The sequence below is a fragment of the Paenibacillus sp. FSL K6-1217 genome (genome assembly GCF_045040735.1).
In the GTDB taxonomy this organism is placed as follows: Bacteria; Bacillota; Bacilli; order Paenibacillales; family Paenibacillaceae; genus Paenibacillus_AQ.
The window spans coordinates 6,597,046-6,623,074 of sequence record NZ_CP150271.1 but is presented as its reverse complement, the minus strand read 5'-3'; the positions used below and the strand labels follow the sequence as shown (position 1 = coordinate 6,623,074).

Genomic DNA, 26,029 nt, shown 5'->3' with positions numbered 1-26,029 from the left:
ACACCCGCAGCCTGCTGCGGGTGTCTTTGTGTATACTGCCTTGTCAGCTTGTTAATCGCTGATGAGGCACTCTCCTACATTTTCTTGCGGGCATTAAATCTTCTGGCCAGTACCGCTCCCAGAATAATCAATCCGCCGCCAGTCAGATACAGCGGGAGAGGACTTTCTTCTCCGGTCTGTGGAAGCTGGCCCGGAAGTCCGTTGTTGTTGTTGCCTTTGTCAGTCGGTTCTGAAACCGTGCCCTTAGGCACTTCATCGACTCCAACTTCAATCGTAATCTCTTCCTCATTGCCGTCTTCATCTGTAACGACAATAGTGAATTTATCCTTGCCGGTGTAGCCTGGGTCTGGTGTATATACCCATTTGCCGTCCGGTGTAATGACTACCGTACCATGCGCCGGCTCGTCGCCGATGCTAGGAATACCTCCCAGCGGAATCTCGCCTTCGATAGGCACTTCCTCAACTGTAGTCACCTGAGTGGCTTGCGGCGTTGGAGTGCTGACCGTTCCAGGCTGGGCCGGTGTTGCTGCTGGCGTTACCCCTGGTGTTACTGTTGCTCCAGGCGTACTAGAAGCAGCCGGAGTCACTGTTGGCGCTGGCGTTACCGATGGTGTCGGCGTCGGTGTACCGACAACCCCAGGAATGCTTGATGGTCCAGGTGTCGGTGTGTAGTACACCGGCGGTGATGTTGGTACTGGTGTTGCTGTTGGTTCTGTAACTGGTGTTGGTGTTGCTGTCGGCGTTGCTGTTGGCGTCGGTGTTGCTGTCGGTTCTGTCGGCGGTGTAGTCACTTTTTTGTTACTAATCGGCGACAACACTTTTTGCACGCCTGAATCGATCGTTACAGGATGCTCTGTGGCATCCAGAACATAACCTGCTGGAGCTGTAATTTCCTTAAGGGTGTATGTTCCGAACTTCAGGGAAGTGAATACCAGTTCCCCATTTACATCTGTTTTGCCGCTTACAATGAGCTTCTTGGCAGAATCATACAGCCCGAACTCTGCGCCTGCAAGCTTCTTGTTCGTATCCTCCTCATCAACCTTAGTCAGCTTGAGTGAACCAAAGACTTCGGCTGGAATCAGTTTGTTCGTGATAGGTGACAGCACCTTTTGTACGCCGGAATCAATCGTTACAGGATGCTCTGTTGCATCCAGAACATAACCGGCAGGGGCAGTAAGCTCCTTCAGTGTGTATGTTCCGAGCTTCAGCGATTTGAATTCCAATTCGCCGTTAGCGTCTGTTTTACCACTTGCCACTAATTTCTTGGCAGAATCATACAGTCCGAATTCTGCGCCTTCCAGCTTCTTGCTGGCATCCTGCTCAGCCACCTTAGTCAGCTTGAGTGAACCAAAGACTTCGGCTGGAATCAGTTTGTTCGTGATAGGCGAGAGCACCTTTTGTACGCCGGAATCAATCGTTACAGGATACTCTGTTGCATCCAGAACATAACCGGCAGGGGCAGCAAGCTCCTTCAGTGTGTATGATCCGAGCTTCAGCGATTTGAATTCCAATACACCGTTAGTGTCTGTTTTTCCATTTGCCACAAGCTTCTTAGCGGAATCATACAGTCCGAATTCTGCGCCTTCCAGCTTCTTGCTGGCATCCTGCTCAGCAACCTTAGTTACCTTGAGCGAGCCGAAGACTTCGGCAGGAATCAGTGCGTTAGTCACTGTAACAATTTTCTCTTGAGATGGATCAATGGTCACATTAATGACTTTGGTTTCCAGGACATAACCGGCAGGGGCAGTTTTCTCTTTCAGGGTATACTCCCCGCCTTTAAGTTTGGTGAATACCAACTCACCGTTGACATCAGTTGTTTTCGTTCCTACTAGTGCGTTCATGGAGTCAAACAGTTCAAATACTGCGCCTTCCAGCTTCTTCTTGGAATCATTCACATCCACTTTAGTCAGCTTGAGTGAACCGAAGAAATCATTCTTGATGGTAAGCAGCACAGGCGTGGACGAATTAATTGTTACTTTATGCTCGGTGCTGTCCAGCGAGTAGCCTGCCGGAGCTTTAGTTTCTTTCAGTACGTACTTACCAGCCTTGAGATTTTCAAAAGTCAGCTTTCCGTCTGCTGAAGAAGTCTGTTTTTGAGTCTCCTTCAGTTCCGTTCCAATCACCCGTGAGAGTGCGAACTCGGCACCTTTAAGCTTTTCATCGCCGGCCTGATTGGTCTTGGTTACGGTTAGCGCGCCTGTAACGCCGCTTCCTGTACCGGAAGTGTCTACAATTTTAATGCTTTTCTCGGATGTAACAGGTTTAGAAATCTTGTCTACACCAACACCGCTAAACGAGATGGCATTTTTCAGCTGTACATTATTTCCCGCCTCAGTCACAACCGACTGATAAGCTAGAATGTACGGCTTGCTGATCGGGTTCGGGTTCAGGAAGACCAGCTCAAAGCTTTCTTTCCCATCTGTGCTCGTTTTGAAGGTAAGGGTGTAATCAACATCCCGTTTCAACTCGTTCTCTGGCTTAGGAGTTACTGCCTTCCCATCACTATCAACAGTGGTCTCAAAGAGATGGAAGCTGCCCGGCAGCAGCACCTGATTTGTGCTAGGATTATCTTCCAGTTTTACGTCTTTGACAACTGATTGGTTGGCATTGATGACCACTTTCCAGTTCAGGAGCGTCTGGTCATTGCTATCCTGAGTTACGCCCTTAGCTACATATTCGCCGCCTTTAGGAATCGTTACTGTTGCTTCAAGGGGCTCTGATACATTCTTGTTGTCCTTGTCATATAAGATGGCTGTATTCTTTACAGTCCCTTTGTTAACATCCCCGCTAATGAACTCCGTGCTGAAGACCACTTCGAAGGCATAATCGACCTTCTCTTTGAATTTCACGGTAAGTTGTTTGTCTGTGACGTTCAGTTCGTATTTCGAAGCGTCTATCACAGCACCTCTAACAGGATCTCCATTCTCTTTGTAATCAAATTTATAGACTACTGCAGTTACACTAGTTGCTTTCTGGCCTGCGGGAATTGTATCCACCAGCGTAGCCCCTGCTGCCAGATCCCGCTTGTTATAGTTGGCTCTTACTGTCCATGTAAGCTGTTTGGTCTTTACATCGTATGAACCTGTTTTCTTACCGTTGTTTTTGACTTCAGACCGCGGATCAAAGGTTGCATCATCCTTAATGGAATGATCATCACCGTTAGCATCCTTCCAATCGAGCTGTGCGGTGTTTTTGAAGCTGGTTGCACCACTCAATTTGTAATAGTCAAAACTAGTCGTATACGTTACCGTAAACGGCTTATTGATAGGCTTCGAGAATGTGATGGTAAACCCGTCACCCTTGGCATAACTCGAACCGTTTGGTGTAATCGTATAATCTGCGCTGTTCATAGCTGGTGTCAAAGTAATATTGATCGGCTCGATTAATTTCAATCCGCCATTATCAAAGGTATCCGTCAGCACCAGATTGTTCATCACTCTAGAATCTTGGTTTACATAGACGGTCCATTTTACCGTCTTGTTCAAATAGTCTACATCAGCGACCTTTTTCTCCACGATGCGCTGGTTAATATCACGTGTAGCCCATTTGGTCTCGCCGTTGTAGGTCACATCATTGCGGATGGTTTCCGTATATCCGTATACACGATCTTTGACTTTGGTTTTATATTTAATTTTATATGCAGTATTGATATCGTTGTTAAATTGCAGTTTGAACCCGGTCTTATCTTTTATGTCGGTCAAAGGCGAGGTTAGAGTGTAATCGGTTCCCTTCACAATTGGAGTACCGCTTCCTACTTCTTGCCCATCCTGATCCAATTGAATTTTGTATACGACAAATGAATCTTCAACCAGTACCTGGGTGTCGTTGAAATAATCCATTAATACAGCATTCGCAGATGTAATGGCCTGTTCATTATAGTTGAATTGAATTTCCCAAGGAATCGTTTCAGTCGCGGGATCGAAACTTCCCGCAGTCTTCTTCAACGGAACTCCGCGCACAATATCAACGTCTTTAGAAGAATCCTTAGTGATTCCCTCACCAGTAAGCGTAGCGGTATTAGTGAATTTTTTGACCGATGCATCTGTAATCTTGGTCGAGAAGTTCACCCGATACGCCTCAGTAATCGTATTGTTGAACTTCAGATTCAAGTTGCTTACTGTGCTTCCTGAAGCATCATATTGATCCGAATTGATCTCTGCTTGATGAGTCACTTTACCCTGAACATCAACCGTAAGCTTATAGACTTTGATTGAACTTGCATCCAGCTCCAAGCCTGCCGGAATAGGGTCAGTAACGACCGCTTTGTATACTTCATCCTGCACCGTGTTCACATCAACGGTCCAGAGGATGCTGGACGGATTATATTTTTGCGGCTGTGGAATCCCGTCCTTAATAATGCTGGTGCCGCCCTTAGGATGGACTTTGATTACAATCGTATTATTCAGATTCCCGGCAACCGGGAATAGCAGTTCCTGAGTCGTGGTGCCAGTGACTTTGGTGGAACTAAGTTTGGACGTTACATTAAAAGTACCGCCTACATTAAACAAGCCTTCGATATCTTTATTGAACGTAAGCACCACTTTGTTGTCGGTACCGACTTTGTACGTTCCGATTTTCCCCGATGCTACACCACTGTATACCAAGTCGCCCGTGTAAGATTGGTCGATGGCTAACTGGTAAGGCAACTGATATACGAACGTATCCCCATCCTTATAGCCATGAGCTCCAGTCTCAGGGTCTATAACTGGAAGCTGGAAGGTCAACCCTACTTTAACCTCAGAATCCAGTTTGTACACGTTATCCGTGACCTGTGTGCCATTCTCATACACGGCCATAGTAACACTGGTGATGATATTATCCGTCCCATCCGCCTTAACCTTCGTCATGAATCCGAAACCGTTGGCAAACTGTGTAATCAGCATTACTACAACCAACCAGGCGCCTATCGTCTTTCTTTTCATATTGTTATACCCTCTCTCTTTCTGCTTAATGAACATTCCAGCTTCGCCATTCACCCAGTCCGCTTCCTTATTCCCGATCGTCCCCCTGTCGCTAATATGTATGTGGGCCTTCAATTTCGCGTTTACTGTACTTCCGTAACTCTACTTCCTGCCTCTGAACAATTTCTGAACAGATTATGAGATAAATCATAGATAACTCAAAAATAAAATATTTTTATCGACAAAAAATCTGTTTCAAACGCAGAATATGAGGAATCCATACTGGATTGTGAACTATTTTTCATTTTTCTGACTCATCTTGTTCATTCTTTTCATTCAAAAACTTGTTTCATTTCACCCCATGCTGGATTCTAAGCTTGAATGCTCTGACGAAAAAAAATTTCAGCAGATTTTTGAACAAAAAAAAGAAGCTGTCCCCGGACAAATCATTGGTATTATCCCCTTCAAGTAGACACTCGTAAAAAACCTCATGTGTTAACATGAGGAGATGAGTGAACTTGGAGGGGATTTTTGTATGGCCAAAAAGGGACAAGTATATCAATCGTACACAGAGGAATTCAAGACAGAGGCTATTCAAGCCTATTTTACAGGAGGTGAGAGCTACAAGGTCGTCTCCGACAGGTTGGGGATTGCGAACTGTACTCAGCTTAAAGTATGGGTAAAGAAATATCGGAATGGAGAGCCACTCGATACACGAAAAGGGGCAACAAGCCCTTTAAAAGGACGTCCACGTTCTACATTTGCCAGTATCGAAGAAGAACGAGATTACTTAAAGGCACAGGTGGACTACTTAAAAAAGCGGTATCCAAATCTGTAAATGGAGGAAAGCTTGGACTACAAGACAAATACGCCGTCATCGAAGAACTACGTGACCAGCATGGCGTCACCCGACTATTAACCATTGCAGGTGTATCGCGGGCAAATTACTACAAGTGGCGAGGTACACAGGCTCGACGAATGGATACCCATGAGCAAGAGCACGCCATTAAGGAGCATATGGTGGCTATTCACCTGGCTCATCCCTATTTCGGGTACCCCCGAATGCGGGCAGCCCTGTGGGAGGCGGGCTACCTCGTCAACCACAAGAAGGTATGGCGGCTCATGAAAGAGCTGTCGATCCAGTCCGTCATTCGCAAGAAAAGGAGTCGTGCTGGCTCTGCTCCTTCCGTGGTCTATCCGAACCGATTAAAGCGTAAGTTTCATGCGACAGCACCTCAGCAGAAGCTAGTAACGGACATCACGTATATCTCAGACGGCACCCGCTTTTATTATCTGTCCGCTATTCAGGACCTCTTTAACAATGAGATTGTAGCTTGGCAGATCTCGGAGCGTAACGACGTAAACCTCGTCCTGGATACCATTGAACAGTGGACACGAAAAAGAGACGTGTCTGAGGCCGTGCTCCATTCGGACCAAGGCTTTCAGTACACGTCTCAGGCGTACAACACACGATTAGAGGCATTCAGCGTCAAGGGCAGCCACTCTCGCAAAGCAACCTGCCTGGATAACGCCTGCATCGAATCCTTCTTTTCGCATCTGAAGACAGAAAAGTTGTACCTTCACCAGTGTAAGTCAGAAGCAGAGATTCATCAAGCGGTTGAAGATTATATCTACTTTTATAATTACCAACGTTTTCAGGCGAAACTTAAACAGCGCGCGCCGATTGAGTATCGGCACGCGCTGGCTGCTTAGCTTTTTTCATCTGTCTACTTGACAGGGGGATGACCATCATACTCGTCCGGTGAAGCTTCTTTTCATTAGTTTAATTACAGATTGGCATGCTCCCGCTTGGTGTACGTCTTGCGCTTCTCAATCAGCTTGTTCAGTGCATCCAGGTAGGCTCTGGCACTTGCTTCCAGGATATCGGTGCTGAGGCCGCGGCCCTGCGCAGCTACCTCGCCTTGCGAGAGCACGACATGCACCTCACCCTGCGCATCCTTACCCCGGCTGACGGCTTTGATCGAGTAATCCCCAAGTGTGACCTCTTCCCCTGTAGCCTGATCAATGGCATTGTAGATCGCGTCTACCGATCCGTTGCCTTCGGCAACCGCCACAATCGGCTGTGGCTCCTGGCCGTTAATAATAACTTTGGCCGTTGGCGTAGCTTCATTACCATACGTAACATAGATCGTTTGCAGGCTGAAAGTCTCCGGCGTATCGACCAGCTTTTCTTCCAGGAGCGCAAGGATATCCTCATCCGAGACTTCCTTTTTCTTATCCGCCAGATCCTTGAACTTGGTAAAAGCTGCATTTACCTCTTCCTCAGAGACGTCATATCCCAGATCACTGAGCTTGTCGCGGAAGGCGTGACGGCCCGAATGCTTGCCGAGCACCAGCTTGCTTTCTTTGAGGCCGATGGTTTCCGGTGTCATAATCTCGTAGGTCGTTTTCTCCTTCAGCATGCCATCCTGATGAATCCCGGATTCATGAGCGAAGGCATTGGCGCCGACAATCGCCTTGTTGCCCGGTACAACCATCCCTGTCAGCTTGCTGACGAGGCGGCTGGTACGGGATATTTCGGACAGCACCAGAGAGGTCTTGGCGTCAAAATACTCACTGCGGGTCTCAAGCGCCAAGGCCACCTCTTCAATCGCTGTATTACCGGCACGCTCCCCGATCCCGTTGATCGTGCCTTCAATCTGGTCTGCACCATTTTGAATGGCAGCCAGGGTATTGGCCGTAGCCATCCCCAGATCATTATGACAATGGGCGCTAAGCTGTACCCGCTCGATATCCGGCACAGTATCCTTCAGGAATTTGAAGATGGCCCCGTATTCCGCCGGATTCAGATAACCGACCGTATCCGGAATATTCACCACATTCGCCCCCTCACGGATCGCCATCGCCACCATTTCAGCCATGAATTCACGCTCGGTACGGCCGGCGTCCTCCAGTGAGAACTCCAGCTTGGGGAAATACTTCTTGGCATAGCGGATCGCCGACTGCGCCGTTTCCAGCACCTGTGACTTATCCATACGCAGCTTATGCTGACGGTGTATCGGCGATGTAGCCAGGAAAATATGAATGCATGGGTCCTGTGCCCCCTGCAGCGCTTCCTTGACCGCATCAATATCGCTCTCTCTGGAACGGGACAGACCGATTACGGTGACGTTCTTGACCGCTCTGGCCACTGCGTTCACCGCAGCCAGATCTCCCGGCGAAGCGGCTGGAAAGCCTGCCTCCATCCGGTCAATTCCCAGCTTCTCCAGCTGGTAAGCGATTTCTACCTTCTCACGCGTATTGAGGTTCACACCCGGCGACTGCTCCCCGTCACGCAGCGTCGTGTCGAACACATAAATTTTCCGCATGCTGAGCACCTCCTGAAGATTGTCCATAAACCCTCAAAATGCGGCTCGCAAAATTACGGCCGCATCTGAGAATCACACTATGGTTACTTGTATTCTGAAGTATATGATTTTATTTCTTGATCCAGTGCATCATTTCACGCAGCTGGCTGCCGACTACTTCTACCGGATGAGCGGCTTCATTGCGGCGGGTAGCGGTCAGGAAGGCACGGCCGGATTGGTTCTCCAAGATAAAGTCGCGGGCGAATTTACCTTGTTGAATGTCGGAAAGGACTTCTTTCATCGCTTTCTTAGTTTCAGCGGTAATGATGCGTGGTCCAGTTACATAGTCACCGTATTCCGCAGTGTTACTGATGGAATCGCGCATGCTGGACAATCCGCCTTCATATACCATGTCAACGATCAGCTTCAGCTCATGCAAGCACTCGAAGTAAGCCATCTCAGGCGCATATCCGGCTTCAGTCAATGTCTCGAAACCAGCCTTGATCAGTTCGGACACACCTCCGCAGAGAACAGCCTGTTCACCGAACAGATCCGTTTCTGTCTCTTCACGGAAGGAAGTTTCGATAACTCCCGCGCGGGTACAGCCGATACCTTTGGCATATGCCAGACCAATAGCCTTGGCATTGCCGGTGGCATCCTGTTCAATAGCGATCAGGCCGGGAACGCCGAAGCCTTCCACATAAGTACGGCGAACCATGTGTCCCGGGGATTTAGGAGCTACCAGCAGCACATCGGCATCCTTAGGAGCGACAATTTGTCCGAAATGTACATTGAAACCGTGGGAGAACATCAGAGCCGCGCCATTCTTAAGGTTCGGTTCGATATCGTTCTTATATACGGATGCCTGTGTTTCGTCCGGCATAAGGATTTGCACCACATCTGCACGGGATACTGCATCTGCCACAGACAATACTTCAAAGCCGTCATTCTTGGCAGTTTCGAAAGATTTGCCTTCACGCAGACCGATAACCACCTGAAGACCACTGTCACGCAGGTTCTGTGCCTGGGCATGTCCTTGGCTACCGTACCCGATTACTGCAATTGTCTTTCCCTTCAATACGCTAAGCTCTGCATCCTGTTCATAGTACGTTGTAACTGCCATTGTCAAAATCCTCCTTTAATTTGGGACCCATCGTAAAGAGCGGGTGCTTCAAGAACACGTTGCTTATTAGTCTTACTATATAATGACGCGCTCCTCAAGCCCCCGCTCTTTCGCGGGCAAGTCTAAACTAATCTTATAAATTAATGCACGCAAGCAGTAATCCGTTAAAGCTGTAAAATGTGATGATCAGGCGTTCCCGCGGATCATTGCGGTTACTCCGGTCCGGGACAGCTCCTTGATGCCATAAGGCTTCAGCAGCTCAATCATTGCATCGATTTTGGTTGTATCTCCGACTACCTGCACCAGCAGGCTTGCCGTACCGATATCTACTACCGAGGCACGGAAGGTCTCCACGACGCCCATAATCTCAGGCCGCTCAGACGGCTCGGCCTTCACCTTAATCAGTGCCAGCTCCCGGGCAACCATTGGTTTTGCCCCAAGATCAACCACCTTAATGACATCAATCAGCTTGTACAGCTGCTTCTCAATCTGCTCCAGAGTATGCTGGTCACCCAGTGTTACGATAACCATCCGGGACAATCCGGCTTCTTCGGATTGTCCCACCGTAATACTCTCAATATTGAAGCCGCGGCGGCCGAATAATCCGGATACCCGCTGCAGCACGCCAGGCTGGTCATTTACAAGCACAGCAATCGTATGTCTCATCACTGTTATTCATCCCCCATCAGCATTTGATCAATGGTAGACCCTTGGGTTACCATCGGGTAGACATTCTCGTCTTTCGGGACAACGAATTCTACCAGGACGGGTCCAGGTGTTTCCATGGCTTCTTTCCAGGCGGCTCCGGCTTCTTCCTTGTTCGTTGCCCGCAGGCCCTTCACCCCATAAGCCTCAGCCAGCTTCACAAAGTCCGGGCTGCCGGCCAGATCGGTATAGCTGTAACGCTTCTCATAGATCAGGTTCTGCCACTGGCGGACCATTCCGAGCACCTGATTGTTGATGACAACAATTTTGACCGGAATCTTATTGATCGCACAGATGGCAAGCTCCTGGGAACACATCTGCATGCCGCCGTCACCATTAATGGAGACTACGAGCCGCTGCGGATGTGCCATTTGCGCCCCAATCGCCGACGGGAAACCGAAGCCCATAGTTCCAAGCCCCCCCGAAGTAATCCATGAACGCGGATGGTTGAACTTGTAATATTGGGCAGCCCACATCTGATGCTGGCCTACGTCTGTAGTCACAATCGCTTCACCATTAGTGGTGTCATTAATCATCTGGATAACCCATTGCGGCTTCAGCTCTGTCTCCGAATCCTTGTACCGGTACGGCTGGTCCAGCTTCCACTGGGCAATCTGTGTTCTCCAGGCATCGGCCTTCGAGGCGCGCTTCACATCCGGGATCAGCATTTCCAGAACAGTCTTCACATCGCCCACAATGGGGATATCAGTGGCAACATTCTTGCCGATCTCGGCCGGATCAATATCGATATGCACGATCTTCGCTTTGGGAGCGAAGCCGTCCAGCTTGCCCGTTACGCGGTCATCGAACCGGGCACCGATGTTAATCAGCAGATCGCATTGCTGAATGGCATTATTGGCTGTGTACGTGCCATGCATCCCCGGCATTCCCATCCATAACTCTTCGCCGCTCGGGTAACACCCCAAGCCCAGCAATGTAGTTGTAATTGGAATCTCCGTGCGTTTCACGAATTCATACATAGACTCATGCGCTCCAGAGTAGATAACTCCGCCGCCTGCAATAATAATCGGACGCTCCGCTGCATCGATAGCCTTCACCAGCTTATCCAGCTGCAGCTTATTGGGAACCGTGCGCGGATTGTAGCCGCGAAGGTTAACTCCCTGCTGTTCTGCCGGAGTGAACAATGTCATCGCCGCTGATACATCTTTCGGAATATCGATCAGTACCGGACCTTTACGTCCTGTATTCGCAATATGGAAGGCTTCATGAATAATACGCGGCAGGTCCTCAACATCCCGCACCAGATAGCTGTGCTTCGTAATCGGCATCGTAATCCCGGTAATATCCGCTTCCTGGAAAGCATCTGTACCGATCAGGCTGGAGAATACGTTACCGGTGATGACCACCAGCGGAACCGAATCCATAAAAGCTGTAGCGATTCCCGTCACCAGATTGGTTGCTCCCGGACCTGAAGTAGCAATACATACGCCAACCTTACCGCTTGCTCTGGCATACCCGTCAGCCGCATGGATCGCTCCCTGCTCATGGCGGGTCAGAATATGATTGAAATCGTCGAATCCATACAGAGCATCATAGATATAGAGTACAGCCCCGCCGGGATATCCAAATACAGTATCTACACCTTCCAGTACAAGACTCCGCAAGAGGACTTCGGAACCCGACACCACCTCTGGATTTTTCCATTTCTCACGTAACTGCTCTATCGACCGCACTTCTTCCGGTAATTGCGCGCTCATCAGTATTCCTCCCTTCGATCATTCACATGCATTATTCAAATGACAGGACGCCCTTATCAACAACCCTTAATATTAGCGAACAGGCCGTATTTTCTCCCTATTCAACAAAAAAACCTTTCGCCTCCCACGCGCAGAAGAAGCGCGTGAGGGACGAAAGGTTTAGCTTCCGTGGTACCACCCATGTTTGCATTACATCTCGCGATGAAATGCCTTATCAGGATACAAAAATCCATCGATGTAGGCAGGGCCCAAATCTTCGTAACCTGAAGTCCCTAACGCGGACCAAACGATTCCCCCTAATAATTCCACCGCTCTTGCTGATGGACCTTTCAGGGAAACAGCTCCGAGGTGAGCTCGTATATAAGGGATTCTGGTGGAGGTTGCAGCAATTCCTCTCACTCTCTGAACAAAAGAGCCCTTAAAACTTCGTCCTCATCATTGCCGATACATGTATGCTCGTTAAATGTTTAGACACATTATATGATTCCTCACACGGTTAGTCAATACCCATCTGCGGGTTATACATTAAATTCTTCATAAAATGTTGTTCTATTCTTGCCGGAACGCCCACACCACCGGGGGCATATGATGTACGACAATGCGTGGAAGGGGGCAGTATTTATGATTCGTTACCGCAGACCCAGGCAGGATGACACGATTATTTATGACTTGATTGAAAAACAGCTTGTCCCGTTATCCCATCTTCCGCAGACGATCATTAATCAGGTCAGGAAGGATCTGCCCCGCCGCCTGGGACAGGGAGTCACACTTGTTGCTTGTCCCGACTACGACAGTGATCCGCTGGGATTCGTGCATTTCCTGCTGCATGGCGATTTATTATACATCGATATGCTCGCTATTGCTCCAGGTGCAAGGCGTAAGCGGTACGGAAATATGCTTATGGACAGGGCGGAGCGGTTTGCACTATCCCGTGCATGCCATAGAGCGAAGGTCTCTGTAGATACCGGAAATACCGCCGGTCTGTCCTTTTATGAAAAACTGGGCTACAGCGTAGCCCGTTATCAACCGCAAAATTACTGCTATGAGCTTGAAAAACAGTTCCTCTGATGAAGCAGGCAAGCTCTATAACTTAAAAGAATCCAATGGGCGGAATCCCGTAACCAGGACCGGGGCCATAGCCGCCATACGGACCGGGAACAGGACCATGCCCGTAACCGTACCCGTAACCGCCCCCATATGGAGCGCCTCCATAGCCGTAGCCTCCGCCGTAACCGTAAGGGGCCGTGCCGACTGCCAGCAAATCAAACAACACGAGCGGAATCAGTGCCTTGGTTTGTACTTTCTTACCACTGACGCGCTGCAGGATAAGCCGGTTGCCTGAGATGCGGACCAACTTGCCCGTCACTTTGGACCCGTCTTTTTTTACCGCCACAATATGTTTCCCAATCAGGTTGATTACTTGTTTTTTCGTAACCGGCTGTGCCATAATATCTCTCCTCCTTAAGTTTCTTAACAGTCTATTCGCCTCACCCGGTATTTGCCTGTACATCTGCCCGGCTTCGGGCTGTAATGTATCGGCTTCTACCCTGTAATACAAAAAGCGCATTCCCGAAAAAACCGGAAATGCGCTCTGTTCTGTTAAGTACCAGGTATGGGACGCCGGTAGCTCTAGCGTTTGCTTGGGTCGTAAGGTTCACCAAGCGCCTTGGGCGCCGAGGAACGGCCCACTGCACTCACCAGTACGATAATGGTTAACACATAAGGAATCATGAAGATGAACTCTTGCGGAATGTTCTTGGACCATTCAAACAATTGTACATAGTTGCGGATCGCCTGGGAGAAACCGAAGAATACAGCTGCTCCGAACGCACCAAGCGGGTTCCACTTCCCGAAGATCATCGCCGCAATGGCAATGAAGCCTTGACCCGAGATCGTATTATGGGCAAACGTACCGGTAGTGGTCAACGTAATGGTGGCTCCGCCGATACCCGCCAGCAGTCCGCTCAGCATGACGCCGATATATCTCATCTTGTTAACGTTAACCCCCAGGGTGTCAGCCGCACTCGGATGTTCACCAACCGCGCGCAGCCGGAGCCCAAACGGAGTTTTGAACAGGACGAAATAAATGACGATTACTAATATAATCGCTAAATAGGTGGTGGGATATGAGTTGAATATTCCTTCTCCGATAACCGGAATCTTGGAGAGTCCAGGAATTGCCATTTTACTGAAGCCGTCGATCAGCGGAGTTTCGCCTGAGCCTTCGAAGAACAGCTTAACCATGTACAGGGTGCTGCCTGCGGCCAGGAAGTTAATAACCGTACCGCTTATCGTCTGGTCAGCCTTGAAGGTAATCGCAGCTACTGCATGGATCAGTGAACCGATTACGCCTACAGCCATGGCACAAAGCACACCGACCCAAGGAGCCCATTCGCCCATGCCTGCATCTTGAGCATAATAGCCGCCTACGGCAGCTGCAAAGGCACCAAACATCATCAAGCCTTCAAGCCCGATGTTCACGACACCGGATCGTTCAGAGAAGATGCCGCCGAGAGAGGCAAATATTAGCGCTGTGGAAAAAACAAGCGTCGTATTGAGCAGTTGGCCTAAGACTACGAAGTCCATCTATAACACCTTCTCTTTCTTGCGCTTGAAGTAAAACGGTTTGAGCACCCAACGCACAATGCCTTGCGCAGCAATGAAGAATATGATCGAACCGATTACAATACGGATCAGCTCCGGCGGCACATCCGCACCAAAGCTCATGCCTGCCGAGCCATACGTCAGCGTTCCGTAGAGAATGGCAGCAAGAATGACACCCAGCGGATGAGTTAATCCAAGCAAGGCAACAGCGATACCGTCGAATCCATAACCAGGTGAAGCTGCAAATACCGATTGATAATGGAATACGCCCAGTACTTCGCCAGCGCCTGCGAGTCCTGCGAATACGCCGCTGATGAACATGGCCTTCACTACATTACGTCCAACATTCATTCCTGCATACTCAGCAGCATGCGGATTCAGACCTACTGCACGCATCTCGTACCCTTGCTTGGTCTTCCACAGATAGACATAGAAGAAGGTGGCTGCCGCCAGGGCAATCACAGTTCCCCAGTGCAAGCGGGCATTATCGAAGGTGGAGAAGAGGAAGGTCATGGAGAGAGAAGCCGGATTATCCTCTGACCGGTTCTGCCCTTCGAGCAGCAGGAACGTCCGGACAATATAATTCGACAGGAACAGCGCAATCCAGTTCAACATAATCGTTGTGATAACTTCATTAATTCCGCGCTTGGCCTTCAGATAGCCGGCAATCCCCGCCCATAGCCCGCCGCACACAGCGGCTGCAATGACCGCAAGCGGAACCAGCAGGAAGGCTGGCAATACCCCGCCAAGCTTAATGCCAACAACAGACGCAGCCGTCATCCCGATCATGACCTGCCCGTCCGCACCAATGTTAAACATCCCTGAGCGGAAGGCGAAGGCTACGGCCAGACCTGTCAGCATCAGCGGAGTCATTTCACGGATCGCTTCACCGAAATCATAAGGGCTGCCGAACACACGCTTGAACAGCGCAGAGTAGGCTGCAATAGGATCATAACCGCCAATCAGCATGACTATAGCACCAACCAGGAACCCCAGCAGAATCGCAACAAGCGGAACGATATAGCTGTCTGTTGCGAATATTTTTCTGAGTCTAGACATCCGCATGGCCTCCCCGCTTCAGACTGCCCGCCATCATCAGACCCAGTTCCTGGTCATTCGTATCCTGCGGGAATACTTCTCCGACAATCTGCCCTTCATAGATAACGGCAATCCGGTCGGACACATTCATAATCTCATCCAGCTCAAAAGAAATCAGCAGCACAGCCTTGCCTTGGTCACGCTGGGCAATCAGCTGCTTCTGTACAAACTCAATCGCTCCAACATCCAGACCGCGGGTTGGCTGTGCCGCAATCAGAAGAGTCGGATTCTTGTCTATTTCCCGCGCAATAATCGCTTTTTGTTGATTACCGCCGGATAAGGACCGGGCCTTGTTCTCTATGGAAGGCGTACGCACATCGAACTGTCTCACCAGATCTTCCGCATGCCGATTAATCACATCTGTGTTCAAGAATCCGTTCTGATTGTAAGGACTCTTATAATACGTCTCCAGAACCATATTCTCGCTCACGGTGAAGTCTAGTACCAGACCATGCTTGTGACGGTCCTCGGGGATGTGGGATACATTCATTTCAGATACCTTACGCGGTGACAGATTGGCAATCTCCTTGCCGGAGACCTGGATCGAACCCGAGTCAATCTTGCGCAGACCGGTAATTGCCTGAATCAACTCACTCTGGCCGTTACCGTCCACTCCGGCGATTCCGAGAATCTCACCAGCCTTGACCTCAAAGCTCAGGCCATTCAGGACAGGTACGCCATCCTTGCTCTTGCTGCTGACATTGGACAGCTTAAGGATGCTGTCGCCAATATGAGGCATCTGCTTGTCCACCTTGAACGTAACACCGCGTCCGACCATTTTCTCAGCCAGCTCATTGGGATTGGTCTCAGCGGTATTTACTGTATCTATTACCTTACCGCGCCGGATAATGGTGACACGGTCGGAAATCTGCATGATTTCTTTCAGCTTATGTGTGATAAGAATAATGGATTTACCTTCTGCAACGAGCCGCTTCATAATCGCCATCAGTTCGGTAATCTCCTGCGGCGTAAGTACAGCGGTAGGCTCGTCGAATATAAGTATATCCGCTCCGCGGTACAGGGTTTTCATAATTTCTACCCGTTGCTGCATGCCCACCGAAATGTCATGAATTTTGGCATTTGGATTGACTTGAAGCCCGTATTGCTCCGATAGCTTACGTACCTGATCCGCAGCGGATTTATAGTCAATTTTAAGACCTTTTTTCGGTTCCATGCCCAGAACAATGTTCTCAGTCACCGTAAAAGGATCAACAAGCTTGAAATGCTGGTGAACCATCCCAATGCCAAGCTCAATAGCCTTATTGGGATTATCAATAATAACCGGTTTCCCGTCGATTTCGATGCTGCCTTCATCGGGCTGGTACAGTCCGAATACGATATTCATTAAGGTCGATTTGCCTGCCCCGTTCTCACCCAGCAACGCATGAATCTCCCCTTTTTCCAGCGTCAGACTAATGGAGTCGTTCGCAACGATACCGGGAAAGCGTTTTGTGATTTGCTTCAACTCTACGACAGGAGCCGCAGCACTCATGGAATCACCCTCATCACAGAATATATATAATATTGCCTTCAAGACACGGCTGTACCGCCCCAGACAGGACGGTACAGTTGTGATTGTCTATAACTAATGTTGTAACAGAGAACAAGGCCAGTACATGAACCGGCCCTGCTCCCTTGTTATTTTAATTCGGGGTAAAGGTGATGCAATGGATTACTTGGAAGGAACAACAATTGTTCCATCGATGATTTGTTTACTGTATTCGTCAACCTTAGCCAGAATATCAGCAGAAACGTTGGCTTTGGATGTTTCAGGAAGGCCTACGCCGTTGTCTTTCAGACTAAGAACCGTTGTAGTGCCGCCTTTGAATGTTCCGTCAACCACTTGCTGGGAAACCTTCTTAACCGCTTCGTCAACACGCTTGATCATAGAAGTCAGCGTTACATCATCGCCGAATTCCAGGGATTGGTCTTTGTCAACGCCGATAACCCATACTTTGGAACCGCCGGCTTTGTTGCGGGATTTCGCTTCGTTAAATACACCGTTGCCTGTTGCGCCTGCAGCAGGGAAGATGATGTCGTTGCCATCATTATACAATGTTGCTGCCAAAGACTTACCGGTATCCGGCTTATCATAAGCCCCTGCATAAGTGATTTTCACAGTTGCTTTAGGGTTAACCGCTTCTACGCCGGCTTTGAAGCCCACTTCGAAACGTTTGATAACCGGGCTTTCCATACCGCCAATGAAACCGACTTTGTTGGTTTTGGTTGTCAAACCTGCAACCACACCAACCAGGAAGGAGCCTTCGTTCTCAGCAAAGGTTACAGATTCAACGTTAGGGGCGTCCACTACACTGTCGATGATCGCAAGGTTGGCATTCGGGTTCTCTTTGGCAACCTTCAGTACAGCATCGCCAAGGTCGAAGCCGATTCCCCAAGTCAGATCATAGCCGCCTTTAACGAACTGGTTAAGGTTAGGCTCGTAGTCTGCATTAGATTTACTCTGCAGATATTTGATCTCTGCTCCGAATTCCTTCTCCATAGCTTGCAGTGCTTCCCAAGAAGACTGGTTAAAGGACTTATCGTTAACTCCGCCTACGTCAGTTACGAGACCAAGCTTGACAGTCTTAGGCGCCTCTGTGGATGCCGGTGCTTCTGTTGCTGCTGCGTCTGATGGTGCGGTTGTTGCTGTTCCCCCATTGGAGCCGGAATTAGCGCTGTTATTGTTACCGCATCCTGCCAGAATGACAGTGAAGGCCATAACCATAACCAAAGATAGTTGGTAAAACTTCTTCATCGAAAGTGATCCCCCTTAGAAAATTGGATGTCTTCTGTGTTCTGCTTGGACATACCATTAGTACAAATTATACCTGCAAAAAAAGCTAAAATCCAGTCTATTAATGACCTCAGGTCAATAATAATTTGCATTTTTCAACAAGAAATCGCTTACCTTGACACAAGCCGTTACCTATATGTCCGTTAGATGTTAGAAAACCTCAAATTGTATCTTATGGCTCCAGGTGCATTAACATTATTATTGCACAGGGAGGGCTTTTCTATTATCATGTATGATTACATCTTGTACGCAAAGGGAGTTACTGAAAATGGAACAAGAACACACACCACAAGCTGCACCCGAATTCAAATACTGTCATGAGTCCCGCGTATTCAAAACCGGCCGTGTCTTCCCGAATGATGTGAACAATCACAAAACGCTGTTCGGCGGCAAGCTGATGAGCACCATTGATGAAGTGGCCTCCATCTCGGCTATGCGCCACTGCCGGGTCAACGTGGTAACTGCCTCGGCTGACTCTGTAGACTTCCTCCTGCCGATCCGGCCTACGGATTCCGTCTGCTTCGAGTCCTTCGTCTCCTGGACCGGGCGCACCAGCATCGAGGTATTCGTCAAGATCATCTCGGAGAATCTGTATACCGGCGAACGCGCCGTTGCCGCCACTTCCTTCCTGACCTTTGTAGCCATGAATGAAGACGGCACTACAGCTCCTGTTCCGGCCGTTGTGGCCCAGACCGATGAAGAGAAGCTGATCTGCGAGTCTGCGGACGAACGGTCCGCCCTCCGCAAGCTAAGACGCACCAGCAGCAAGAAGCTCGCTGCCATGCTTAGCACAACGAAATACTGGGAATAACCGCGAACCAGCCCGTTCCCGCCGCACAAAAAAGCACCGTCACACGGGAGAACCCGCAGGCGGTGCTTTTCGGTTTATATCATCTTACGCGTTGATCTTCTCTTTGGCAACAACAGCCAGGGAGTTGAATGCGTTCAAATCGTTCACTGCCAGATCAGCCAGCATCTTACGGTTTACTTCTACGCCAGCCAATTTCAGGCCGTATACAAGCTTGCTATAAGAAAGACCGTTCAACCGGGCTGCGGCATTGATACGAACGATCCAGAGTCTGCGGAAGTTACGTTTCGTCTGGCGACGGTCACGATAAGCGTAAACCATCGATTTCATTACTTGCTCTTTAGCTGTTTTGAAAATGCGGTGCTTGGAGCCGAAGTAACCTTTTGCCAGCTTCAATACTTTTTTATGTCTACGACGAACTACAAATCCGCCCTTAACTCTTGCCATATTAATAAACCTCCCAAAAATGTGTGATTAACTATTTCAAGTTAGCGAGTCCTTGTTTCAAACGTCTTACATCCCCAGGGGCCATTACCGGATTGCCGTTCAATACGCGTTTTGCGCGTTTCGACTTGTGGGACAGCAAGTGGTTCTTGTGAGCTTTGTAACGCAGTACTTTACCAGTTCCAGTGATCTTGAAGCGGCCTTTCAGGCTGCTATGTGTTTTCATTTTAGGCATGATGTTTCCTCCTTGAATATTATGCGGCGCCAATTTGCTGTGCAAGTGACTCCAGGATTATTGGGCCTTCGGAGCCAGAATCATAATCATGCTGCGGCCTTCCAGCTTAGGCTGGCGCTCAACAACAGCGATTTCTTCCACTTCGGTCTTCACGCGCTCCAGGATCTTCTGGCCGATGCTAGCGTGGGTAATCTCACGTCCGCGGAAACGAACGGAGCACTTCACTTTATCGCCTTCACCCAGGAACTTGATTACATTGCGGAACTTGGTCTGATAATCATGTTCTTCAATGTTAGCCCGGAACCAGACTTCCTTAAGATCAACGATCTTCTGGTTCTTGCGCGCTTCCTTCTCTTTCTTCTGCGTTTCATAACGGAACTTGCCGTAATCCATGATGCGGCATACCGGCGGCTTCGCCTGTGGTGCTACGTTGACTAAATCCAGATTAAGATCGATCGCCATTTGTAACGCCTCGCGGATCGGCTTGATCCCGATTTGTTCACCCTCTGCTCCGACCAGCCGAACCTCTTTGGCACGAATTTCATCATTGATCATATGTTCCTTACTGATAATCCTCCACCTCCGAATAGTTTTCAGATAATATATTACGGTTCTCCATAAAAAAGGGATGCCGGTAATTCCCCGACACCCCGTTTGATCAACGTTCATGAATTATAACCATTCATAAAGCATTGAGATCAAAACCAGTCGGCAATTTAGCCGTTCAGGTGAGAAGCCGGTGCTTCTGCTTGCAATCCCTATGTTTTGCACACTTGAATACTATACATTATCATACCGAAGATGTCAACATCTTCTGAAATTATTAATTTGCAATGCAGATTATGACACCTGCTTGCTCTGCACTTCTTCAAGCCGGACTACGCGCGTATGCTTGGTATGACTCCACTGCTTGTTGTTCTGCGTGAAGAACGCATAGAACGTAATGGGATACCACGAGAGCAGATAGACCGGGAACAGCAGCAGGTACAGGTAGACCTTCTTGAACTTCACCCGCTCCAGCACCATGGCCAGCAGGAAGGTCAGGATGTTGGCTCCTACGGCAAAGTACCCGAGCCACAGCGGCAGATGTCCGTAAATATTGGCGATATTCGGACCATCGAACAATACGTTGTCTACAAACATTACAGCAGTCAGCAGGAACGTAAGCAGTACAATGTATACATTCGCTCCGTACAGTGCCAGGTCGAACTTCGTCAGGCTGCGTTCCTTAATCCCCTGCCACAGCAGCGGGAAGAAATAACGGCGGGCCACGGTGAAGTGCCCCTGCATCCAGCGCAGACGCTGTCTGGAGGAAGCCTTGAACGTAAGCGGCTTCTCATCGAATACTTTGGCGTCATAATTAAATCTTGGGTACACGCCCTTAGAGGCGCTGCGCATAGTAAATTCCAAATCCTCAACCAGACTGGTTGCGCCCCAGCCCATTTCCTTGAGCAGGTTCGTCTCAAAGCACATTCCGGTTCCGCCGAGGAAATTGGCCATCTTCAGATTATGGCGCGACAGCTGCCACAGCCGGTTGATGTACCAGTAGGATACGCCGTAAGCAGCAGTGATCCAGGAATCCTCCGGGTTCTTCGTATCGATGTAGCCTTGAATAACCCGTCCACCTGAACATAGATCGTTATTCATCTCTGTCAGGAACTCCGTATGTGCGAGGTTGTCGGCATCGAACATGACAACAGCGTCGTACTGACGGGGCAGCGCCCACAGTTCCTTAAGCATCCACTCGATGGCATAGCCTTTTCCGCGCAGGTTAGCGTTGGTACGCACACAGGCATTCATGCCGTGCTCACGTACGATTGCAGCTGTATTGTCCGTGCAATTGTCACAGATGACAAATACATCGTACAGTTCCTGGGGATAATTAAGCTGCTTCAGGTTTTCCATCAGTGCTCCGACCACTTCTTCTTCGTTATGCGCGGCAACCAGCACGGCAAATGACTTTTGCGGTGCATACTTAACCTTGCTCTTGTTCTTGCGCAGTCCAAACAGTGAGAACCCAAACTGATAAACTGCAATTGCCGCCAAGATCACTTGGAGCGAAACAAACAATGCGTCTGTCATGATCTTTTGATGCCCCCTTTTTCCAAGTCTTGATGTTCTTTTTCTCTCTCTCTCTGCTTGTTAACGTTTTGTTAACGTTCTATCTGACCCTTTTTGCTCATCCCTTACTGTAGACAAAAATTTCCCCTTAGTTTCGGGCAGGATTCCGATTGTGTTATGTCACGTCTCACAAGATATGAATATGGATTCCAGTGTACTGGCTGGCTCCTTATTTCTCTGTTACCTTATAAACGCGATCTTCCTGCTTGAATCATTGTAGACGCTTTGGGGCTCCGAAGTCAAAAGAGACATTTTTCGAGCGGACCTGAGCTTTTTCTTGAACGGGCTTCCTTAAAAAAGTATGATAAAGACAGCTTCAGATTGTAAAATCTGCTGCTTAAGCTGCGCCAGAACTCTTTTAGCCGGACTATCGGAGGGACATGACATGAGACCTTTATTCAAGAAACTGCATCTCCTGGAGCAGCGACTGTTTCAATGGATTAACGGACGGATGCACAATCCGTTTCTGAACTTCTGGCTCTTCTACCTCACTCATCTCGGAGGTGCAACAAGCGCGATTGGCATCAATCTTCTGGTCTGGGCAGTGTGCCCGCAGCCATGGAGAACTACAGGACTGCAAGCACTTGCTGCGCTGGCGATAAGCCACGTGCCTGTCGCTATCGCTAAGAAGCTGTACCCGCGCCTGCGGCCTTATCTGGCCCTGCCGGACACCCATACGTTCCGCAATCCGCTGAAGGATCATTCTTTTCCTTCAGGCCATACTACCGCTATCTTTGCCTCAACGGTTCCTTATATGATAGCCTATCCTGTCCTGACTGCAGCCCTGCTTCCTCTGGCCTGCACCGTCGGCTTCTCCCGGATCTACCTGGGGCTGCACTATCCGTCTGATGTCCTCGCAGGGGCGGTCATTGGCTCAGGAGTCGCAGCCGGTACACTTGCCCTGTGGATATGATACATGGCACAAGCGTCTTACCACACTTGCCCTGCACCGCTTATTTTATACGCATGCCCAGAATATGGTGAAGCAGCTACTTAAGGATCACGGGGATGTGCGGGCGAAGCGGATCGCCCATCTGGAAGCCATCTCCGGGTACAACCCGCTGCAAAGCGCCCAAAGCATTATTGATATGCTGGATAAACCGCGCGCAGAACAGGAGGAATCAGGCAAGTACTGCAAAAGGCAGTCCGGAATGAATGAACCGGACTGCCTTTTGCTGCAAGCTTACAGTTCAGCTGCCGGGCGGGCTGAAGCTGCCCGGAGCGGAGCCTAGAGGCGGTACTTGTCCAGGCGGGTGGCCTGATACTGCTTCAGTGCCTCATCCCCGACAATCGCCTCGCAGCGGTGAATGTTCACGCCCCGTCCATAGAACTTGGTCTCGTATTCGGTCATGACATGCTCTTCGTTGATCACGCCGCCCTCATGCAGGTCAAGGGAAATATTCTTCATCTGCAGACCATAGTCGGCAAAGGCATTAAGCGAGAATTCAAACAGGCTGCGGGAATCCGTCTTCAAATGGATTTCGCCGAGCGGACTGAGTAGCCCGCGGTATTTGTCCAGAAAACGCGGATGTGTCAGGCGGCGGCGGGCATGCTTGCTTTTTGGCCAGGGATCGCTGAAATTCAGATAGATCCGCTCCAGCTCTCCGGGAGCGAACACTTCCTCCGCGTAATCGATATTGGCCAGGGCCACTCTCACATTCGGCGGTGTCTCTTCACCTGCCGGCTCCCATACATTCCGGGCCTTCTCGGCTGCGCGCCGTACCAGCTCGTCATACATATCCACGCCGATGAAATTAATCTCCGGGTATTTGAAGCTCATTTGACTGATAAACTGGCCCTTGCCCATTCCGAATTCTACATGGATCGGGTGGTCATTGCCGAACAATTCGGACCAGCGCCCCTTCAGGCTGCGTGGTTCCAGGATGACCAGATCGGTCTGCTCCTCAAGACTTTCACGTATTCCTTTTCTTCCGCGTAAACGCATTAGGTACTCCTCCGCTTATCTCTTATTGCCTTATCTGTGAATAGGATAACTGCCACTTGCAATATTGTGCCGAACTTACCGGCAAAAGTAAAGGAATTTCAGGCAAAAAGAAAAGGAACTTCCGTCCAGCCTTAAATGACTGGTCGAAAATTCCTTGGTGTTGTATTTGGAAATGCGTTCCGCAGGCTTCAGCGGACTCTGATCTATTTCACCGGGGCATTGAAATCAAACGACTTCTCGAACGCACTGCGGATCTTCCGCTGCGCTTCTGTCTTGATCTTGTGGTTGCCGTTGAATTCTACGCCTGTCAGGGCGAGAGCTTCATCGGGAGTCAGCTGCACATCAATCGAACCTTTGTTATCAGCAAATACCGTTGGAGAATTCATCGTTATCACCTCTAAGGTTTAGTATGGACCGGACGACACGAAATTATGAATTCAAATATGTGATTGTGGTTGCTGCAGCGGCTTTTTTACACTTTAAATATAACATAAGGTGTAAGCATTTTCAAGCCGGTTCGCATGAATTCACGGCCTATTTTCAGCTTTTTTTTGACAGAATTCCGGGAGGGATTGTTACGTTCATCACGGATTTTTGATACAATGGGAAGGTTAATGAAAGGAGCTGCACATGTCTAATCTTCTACAGGCCTCCTCTCCGCTTCTGTGGGGGGATAAACGGTTCCATACCTGGAACTACGAAATGCGCGGGCAGATGGATACCAAGGTGTTCAAGGTCATGCTCGATGCGGGCTTCACCTGTCCGAACCGTGACGGTTCCATCGCCAAAGGAGGCTGTACGTTCTGCAGTGCCAGAGGGTCCGGCGATTTCGCCGGAAGCCGCCGGGATGACCTGGTCACCCAGTTCAACCATATCCGCGACCGCCAGCATCAGAAATGGCCGAACGCCAAATATATCGGCTACTTCCAGGCCTATACCAATACGTATGCTCCTGTCGAGGAGCTAAGGGAATATTATGAAGTCATTCTGCAGCAGCCCGGGGTTGTCGGCCTCGCCATTGCCACCCGCCCCGACTGCCTGCCGGATGATGTAGTGGAGTATCTCGCGGAGCTGAACCAGCGCACCTATCTATGGGTGGAAATGGGGCTTCAGACCATTCATCAGTCCACTTCGGATCTGATTAACCGCGCGCATGATACCGCCTGCTATACTGAAGCTGTTGCGAAGCTCCGCCGTCACGGCATCCGGGTGTGTACCCATATCATTCACGGGCTTCCGCAGGAAACGCATGAGATGATGCTGGAGACTGTAGCCGCTGTAGCGAATATGGGGGTTCAGGGGATCAAAATCCACCTGCTCCACCTCATGCGCAAAACGCCAATGGTGAAGCAGTACGAAGCCGGGCTGCTCCGTTTCCTGGAGCAGGATGAATATGTGAAGCTCATCGCTGACTCGCTGGAAATTCTGCCGCCGGACATGATCGTCCACCGGCTGACCGGCGATGCCCCGCGAGATGCCCTGATCGGCCCGATGTGGAGCCTCAAGAAATGGGAAGTGCTGAATGCCATTGACCAGGAACTGGTTGCCAGGGACACCTGGCAGGGTAAGTACTGGAGGAAGGGCTGATGGGCTTCCTGTCTGTCCTTAGCTTCGCCCATAAGCTGACCGCTGAGCGGCTCTCGTCGGGCGGACGGGCCATCGACGCGACCGTAGGCACAGGTAGCGACACCCTGTTCCTCGCCAAGGCGGCCGGGCCGCGCGGCGGGGTGTACGGGTTCGACATCCAGCACGCGGCGCTGGCGCTTGCCGGTGAGCGCCTGCGGCTGGCCCGGGAGGAAGCGCCGGCCGCGCTCGCTCCCGTAACCCTGCTGCAGCAGAGCCATGCAGCGATGGCTGAAGCCGTTCCGCCGGACTGGCGCGGAACGGTCTCGGCGGTGATGTTCAACCTCGGCTATCTGCCCGCAGGCGATGCCGACAAGACCATCATCACCGAGCCTGAAAGCACGCTGGCCGCGCTGGAGGCGGCGCTTGCGCTGCTTCGCCCGGGCGGGATCATCACGGCCGTGCTGTATCCCGGCCATGAAGGCGGCGGCCGCGAAGCCGCTGCGGTCGAAGCCTGGGCCGCCGGACTGGCCCAGCAAGACGCGCAGACGATCTTATACCGGCAGCTTCAGCGCGAGTCTGCCCCGTATGTTGTAGCTGTTGAGAAGAAAAGAAGCTGAGCACAGGTGATGGCGGCCGCCACTTGTTCACACCCTTTAAAC

General features: G+C 50.0%; 23 protein-coding genes and 1 pseudogene. 8 read left to right on the top strand and 16 right to left on the bottom strand.

Features of this window, described 5'->3' with window-relative positions; all coding sequences use genetic code 11:
* Positions 1 to 74: 74 nt before the first annotated feature.
* Positions 75 to 5,036: a SpaA isopeptide-forming pilin-related protein gene (locus tag MHH28_RS29255; protein ID WP_405108417.1), complete on the bottom strand. Its 4,962-nt coding sequence runs from the start codon at positions 5,034 to 5,036 to the stop codon at positions 75 to 77.
* A gap of 400 nt (positions 5,037 to 5,436) precedes the next feature.
* On the opposite strand from MHH28_RS29255, the gene MHH28_RS29250 reads away from it, so the two are divergent.
* Positions 5,437 to 5,739 carry a transposase gene (locus tag MHH28_RS29250; RefSeq protein ID WP_405108415.1) on the top strand — a complete coding sequence of 101 codons (303 nt, stop codon included), beginning with the start codon at positions 5,437 to 5,439 and terminating at the stop codon, positions 5,737 to 5,739.
* Positions 5,649 to 6,614: pseudogene (locus tag MHH28_RS29245) on the top strand (IS3 family transposase); the annotation flags it as partial. The gene MHH28_RS29250 and the pseudogene MHH28_RS29245, both read left to right, overlap by 91 nt.
* 74 nt (positions 6,615 to 6,688) lie before the next feature.
* On the opposite strand, the gene MHH28_RS29240 reads toward MHH28_RS29245, so the two are convergent.
* From MHH28_RS29240 to ilvB, 4 genes are all read right to left on the bottom strand, one after another.
* Positions 6,689 to 8,230, bottom strand: coding sequence for a 2-isopropylmalate synthase (locus MHH28_RS29240; RefSeq protein WP_405108412.1), 1,542 nt, complete (start codon positions 8,228 to 8,230; stop codon positions 6,689 to 6,691).
* 109 nt (positions 8,231 to 8,339) lie between these two features.
* Positions 8,340 to 9,332, bottom strand: coding sequence for a ketol-acid reductoisomerase (gene ilvC, locus MHH28_RS29235; RefSeq protein ID WP_405108410.1), 993 nt, complete (start codon positions 9,330 to 9,332; stop codon positions 8,340 to 8,342).
* A gap of 186 nt (positions 9,333 to 9,518) precedes the next feature.
* Positions 9,519 to 9,998: an acetolactate synthase small subunit gene (ilvN, locus tag MHH28_RS29230; RefSeq protein ID WP_405108407.1), complete on the bottom strand. Its 480-nt coding sequence runs from the start codon at positions 9,996 to 9,998 to the stop codon at positions 9,519 to 9,521.
* A gap of 5 nt (positions 9,999 to 10,003) precedes the next feature.
* Entirely contained in the window at positions 10,004 to 11,755 is a 1,752-nt protein-coding gene (ilvB, locus tag MHH28_RS29225; RefSeq protein WP_341187466.1) for a biosynthetic-type acetolactate synthase large subunit, read from the bottom strand.
* A gap of 621 nt (positions 11,756 to 12,376) precedes the next feature.
* Here ilvB and MHH28_RS29220 point away from each other — a divergent pair.
* Positions 12,377 to 12,823: a GNAT family N-acetyltransferase gene (locus MHH28_RS29220; RefSeq protein ID WP_405108403.1), complete on the top strand. Its 447-nt coding sequence runs from the start codon at positions 12,377 to 12,379 to the stop codon at positions 12,821 to 12,823.
* Positions 12,824 to 12,845: 22 nt separating this feature from the next.
* Here MHH28_RS29220 and MHH28_RS29215 read toward each other — a convergent pair whose 3' ends face one another.
* The 5 genes from MHH28_RS29215 to MHH28_RS29195 form a co-directional block, all read right to left on the bottom strand.
* The gene (locus MHH28_RS29215; protein WP_405108401.1) at positions 12,846 to 13,202 is read right to left on the bottom strand and encodes a hypothetical protein; all 357 of its coding nucleotides are present in this window, start codon (positions 13,200 to 13,202) and stop codon (positions 12,846 to 12,848) included.
* Between the two features lie 182 nt (positions 13,203 to 13,384).
* A complete protein-coding gene (locus MHH28_RS29210) occupies positions 13,385 to 14,341 on the bottom strand; it encodes an ABC transporter permease (RefSeq protein ID WP_405108398.1) in 957 nt (318 codons plus the stop codon).
* Entirely contained in the window at positions 14,342 to 15,418 is a 1,077-nt protein-coding gene (locus tag MHH28_RS29205; protein ID WP_405108395.1) for an ABC transporter permease, read from the bottom strand.
* A complete protein-coding gene (locus MHH28_RS29200; RefSeq protein ID WP_405108392.1) occupies positions 15,411 to 16,949 on the bottom strand; it encodes an ABC transporter ATP-binding protein in 1,539 nt (512 codons plus the stop codon). Before MHH28_RS29200 ends, MHH28_RS29205 begins: the two co-directional genes overlap by 8 nt.
* Before the next feature lie 180 nt (positions 16,950 to 17,129).
* Positions 17,130 to 18,212, bottom strand: coding sequence for a BMP family protein (locus MHH28_RS29195; protein WP_405108389.1), 1,083 nt, complete (start codon positions 18,210 to 18,212; stop codon positions 17,130 to 17,132).
* A gap of 307 nt (positions 18,213 to 18,519) precedes the next feature.
* Here MHH28_RS29195 and MHH28_RS29190 point away from each other — a divergent pair, with 307 nt between their 5' ends.
* Complete coding sequence (locus MHH28_RS29190; RefSeq protein WP_405108386.1) at positions 18,520 to 19,062, top strand: acyl-CoA thioesterase; 543 nt, start codon at positions 18,520 to 18,522, stop codon at positions 19,060 to 19,062.
* An 84-nt stretch (positions 19,063 to 19,146) separates the two neighbouring features.
* Here MHH28_RS29190 and rplT read toward each other — a convergent pair whose 3' ends face one another.
* The 4 genes from rplT to MHH28_RS29170 form a co-directional block, all read right to left on the bottom strand.
* Positions 19,147 to 19,506 (bottom strand): 50S ribosomal protein L20, encoded by a 360-nt coding sequence (gene rplT, locus MHH28_RS29185; protein ID WP_036649386.1) that lies wholly within the window; start codon positions 19,504 to 19,506, stop codon positions 19,147 to 19,149.
* Between the two features lie 31 nt (positions 19,507 to 19,537).
* Positions 19,538 to 19,738, bottom strand: a complete 201-nt coding sequence (gene rpmI, locus MHH28_RS29180; RefSeq protein ID WP_036696104.1) for a 50S ribosomal protein L35 — start codon at positions 19,736 to 19,738, stop codon at positions 19,538 to 19,540.
* Between the two features lie 57 nt (positions 19,739 to 19,795).
* Entirely contained in the window at positions 19,796 to 20,293 is a 498-nt protein-coding gene (infC, locus tag MHH28_RS29175; protein WP_405108381.1) for a translation initiation factor IF-3, read from the bottom strand.
* A 285-nt stretch (positions 20,294 to 20,578) separates the two neighbouring features.
* Positions 20,579 to 21,820 carry a glycosyltransferase family 2 protein gene (locus tag MHH28_RS29170; protein WP_405108378.1) on the bottom strand — a complete coding sequence of 414 codons (1,242 nt, stop codon included), beginning with the start codon at positions 21,818 to 21,820 and terminating at the stop codon, positions 20,579 to 20,581.
* 424 nt (positions 21,821 to 22,244) lie between these two features.
* On the opposite strand from MHH28_RS29170, the gene MHH28_RS29165 reads away from it, so the two are divergent.
* Together MHH28_RS29165 and MHH28_RS29160 are read left to right on the top strand one after the other, a co-directional pair.
* Positions 22,245 to 22,772, top strand: a complete 528-nt coding sequence (locus MHH28_RS29165) for a phosphatase PAP2 family protein (protein WP_405108375.1) — start codon at positions 22,245 to 22,247, stop codon at positions 22,770 to 22,772.
* Between the two features lie 64 nt (positions 22,773 to 22,836).
* Positions 22,837 to 23,091: a hypothetical protein gene (locus MHH28_RS29160; RefSeq protein WP_405108372.1), complete on the top strand. Its 255-nt coding sequence runs from the start codon at positions 22,837 to 22,839 to the stop codon at positions 23,089 to 23,091.
* Here the strand turns inward: MHH28_RS29160 and trmB are convergent.
* Together trmB and MHH28_RS29150 are read right to left on the bottom strand one after the other, a co-directional pair.
* Complete coding sequence (trmB, locus tag MHH28_RS29155; RefSeq protein WP_076160578.1) at positions 23,088 to 23,804, bottom strand: tRNA (guanosine(46)-N7)-methyltransferase TrmB; 717 nt, start codon at positions 23,802 to 23,804, stop codon at positions 23,088 to 23,090. The two genes, MHH28_RS29160 and trmB, sit on opposite strands and share 4 nt — an antisense overlap.
* 203 nt (positions 23,805 to 24,007) lie before the next feature.
* Positions 24,008 to 24,190, bottom strand: coding sequence for a hypothetical protein (locus MHH28_RS29150; protein WP_405108368.1), 183 nt, complete (start codon positions 24,188 to 24,190; stop codon positions 24,008 to 24,010).
* Between the two features lie 244 nt (positions 24,191 to 24,434).
* Between MHH28_RS29150 and MHH28_RS29145 the strand changes: the two genes are divergently transcribed.
* Together MHH28_RS29145 and MHH28_RS29140 are read left to right on the top strand one after the other, a co-directional pair.
* Complete coding sequence (locus tag MHH28_RS29145; protein WP_209879751.1) at positions 24,435 to 25,391, top strand: TIGR01212 family radical SAM protein; 957 nt, start codon at positions 24,435 to 24,437, stop codon at positions 25,389 to 25,391.
* Positions 25,391 to 25,987, top strand: coding sequence for a class I SAM-dependent methyltransferase (locus tag MHH28_RS29140; RefSeq protein ID WP_405108364.1), 597 nt, complete (start codon positions 25,391 to 25,393; stop codon positions 25,985 to 25,987). Before MHH28_RS29145 ends, MHH28_RS29140 begins: the two co-directional genes overlap by 1 nt.
* Positions 25,988 to 26,029 lie beyond the last annotated feature (42 nt).

What these genes read in the sequence shown, in the direction of transcription:
- MHH28_RS29140 (WP_405108364.1), top strand. Translation starts at nt 25,391, where the DNA reads ATGGGCTTCCTGTCTGTCCTTAGCTTCGCCCATAAGCTGACCGCTGAG.
- MHH28_RS29215 (WP_405108401.1), bottom strand. Translation starts at nt 13,202, where the DNA reads ATGGCACAGCCGGTTACGAAAAAACAAGTAATCAACCTGATTGGGAAA.
- ilvN (WP_405108407.1), bottom strand. Translation starts at nt 9,998, where the DNA reads ATGAGACATACGATTGCTGTGCTTGTAAATGACCAGCCTGGCGTGCTG.
- ilvC (WP_405108410.1), bottom strand. Translation starts at nt 9,332, where the DNA reads ATGGCAGTTACAACGTACTATGAACAGGATGCAGAGCTTAGCGTATTG.
- MHH28_RS29170 (WP_405108378.1), bottom strand. Translation starts at nt 21,820, where the DNA reads ATGACAGACGCATTGTTTGTTTCGCTCCAAGTGATCTTGGCGGCAATT.
- infC (WP_405108381.1), bottom strand. Translation starts at nt 20,293, where the DNA reads ATGATCAATGATGAAATTCGTGCCAAAGAGGTTCGGCTGGTCGGAGCA.
- ilvB (WP_341187466.1), bottom strand. Translation starts at nt 11,755, where the DNA reads ATGAGCGCGCAATTACCGGAAGAAGTGCGGTCGATAGAGCAGTTACGT.
- MHH28_RS29150 (WP_405108368.1), bottom strand. Translation starts at nt 24,190, where the DNA reads ATGAATTCTCCAACGGTATTTGCTGATAACAAAGGTTCGATTGATGTG.
- MHH28_RS29220 (WP_405108403.1), top strand. Translation starts at nt 12,377, where the DNA reads ATGATTCGTTACCGCAGACCCAGGCAGGATGACACGATTATTTATGAC.
- rplT (WP_036649386.1), bottom strand. Translation starts at nt 19,506, where the DNA reads ATGGCAAGAGTTAAGGGCGGATTTGTAGTTCGTCGTAGACATAAAAAA.
- MHH28_RS29195 (WP_405108389.1), bottom strand. Translation starts at nt 18,212, where the DNA reads ATGAAGAAGTTTTACCAACTATCTTTGGTTATGGTTATGGCCTTCACT.
- MHH28_RS29205 (WP_405108395.1), bottom strand. Translation starts at nt 15,418, where the DNA reads ATGTCTAGACTCAGAAAAATATTCGCAACAGACAGCTATATCGTTCCG.
- rpmI (WP_036696104.1), bottom strand. Translation starts at nt 19,738, where the DNA reads ATGCCTAAAATGAAAACACATAGCAGCCTGAAAGGCCGCTTCAAGATC.
- MHH28_RS29250 (WP_405108415.1), top strand. Translation starts at nt 5,437, where the DNA reads ATGGCCAAAAAGGGACAAGTATATCAATCGTACACAGAGGAATTCAAG.
- MHH28_RS29210 (WP_405108398.1), bottom strand. Translation starts at nt 14,341, where the DNA reads ATGGACTTCGTAGTCTTAGGCCAACTGCTCAATACGACGCTTGTTTTT.
- MHH28_RS29200 (WP_405108392.1), bottom strand. Translation starts at nt 16,949, where the DNA reads ATGAGTGCTGCGGCTCCTGTCGTAGAGTTGAAGCAAATCACAAAACGC.
- MHH28_RS29145 (WP_209879751.1), top strand. Translation starts at nt 24,435, where the DNA reads ATGTCTAATCTTCTACAGGCCTCCTCTCCGCTTCTGTGGGGGGATAAA.
- MHH28_RS29160 (WP_405108372.1), top strand. Translation starts at nt 22,837, where the DNA reads ATGGTGAAGCAGCTACTTAAGGATCACGGGGATGTGCGGGCGAAGCGG.
- MHH28_RS29240 (WP_405108412.1), bottom strand. Translation starts at nt 8,230, where the DNA reads ATGCGGAAAATTTATGTGTTCGACACGACGCTGCGTGACGGGGAGCAG.
- trmB (WP_076160578.1), bottom strand. Translation starts at nt 23,804, where the DNA reads ATGCGTTTACGCGGAAGAAAAGGAATACGTGAAAGTCTTGAGGAGCAG.
- MHH28_RS29165 (WP_405108375.1), top strand. Translation starts at nt 22,245, where the DNA reads ATGAGACCTTTATTCAAGAAACTGCATCTCCTGGAGCAGCGACTGTTT.
- MHH28_RS29190 (WP_405108386.1), top strand. Translation starts at nt 18,520, where the DNA reads ATGGAACAAGAACACACACCACAAGCTGCACCCGAATTCAAATACTGT.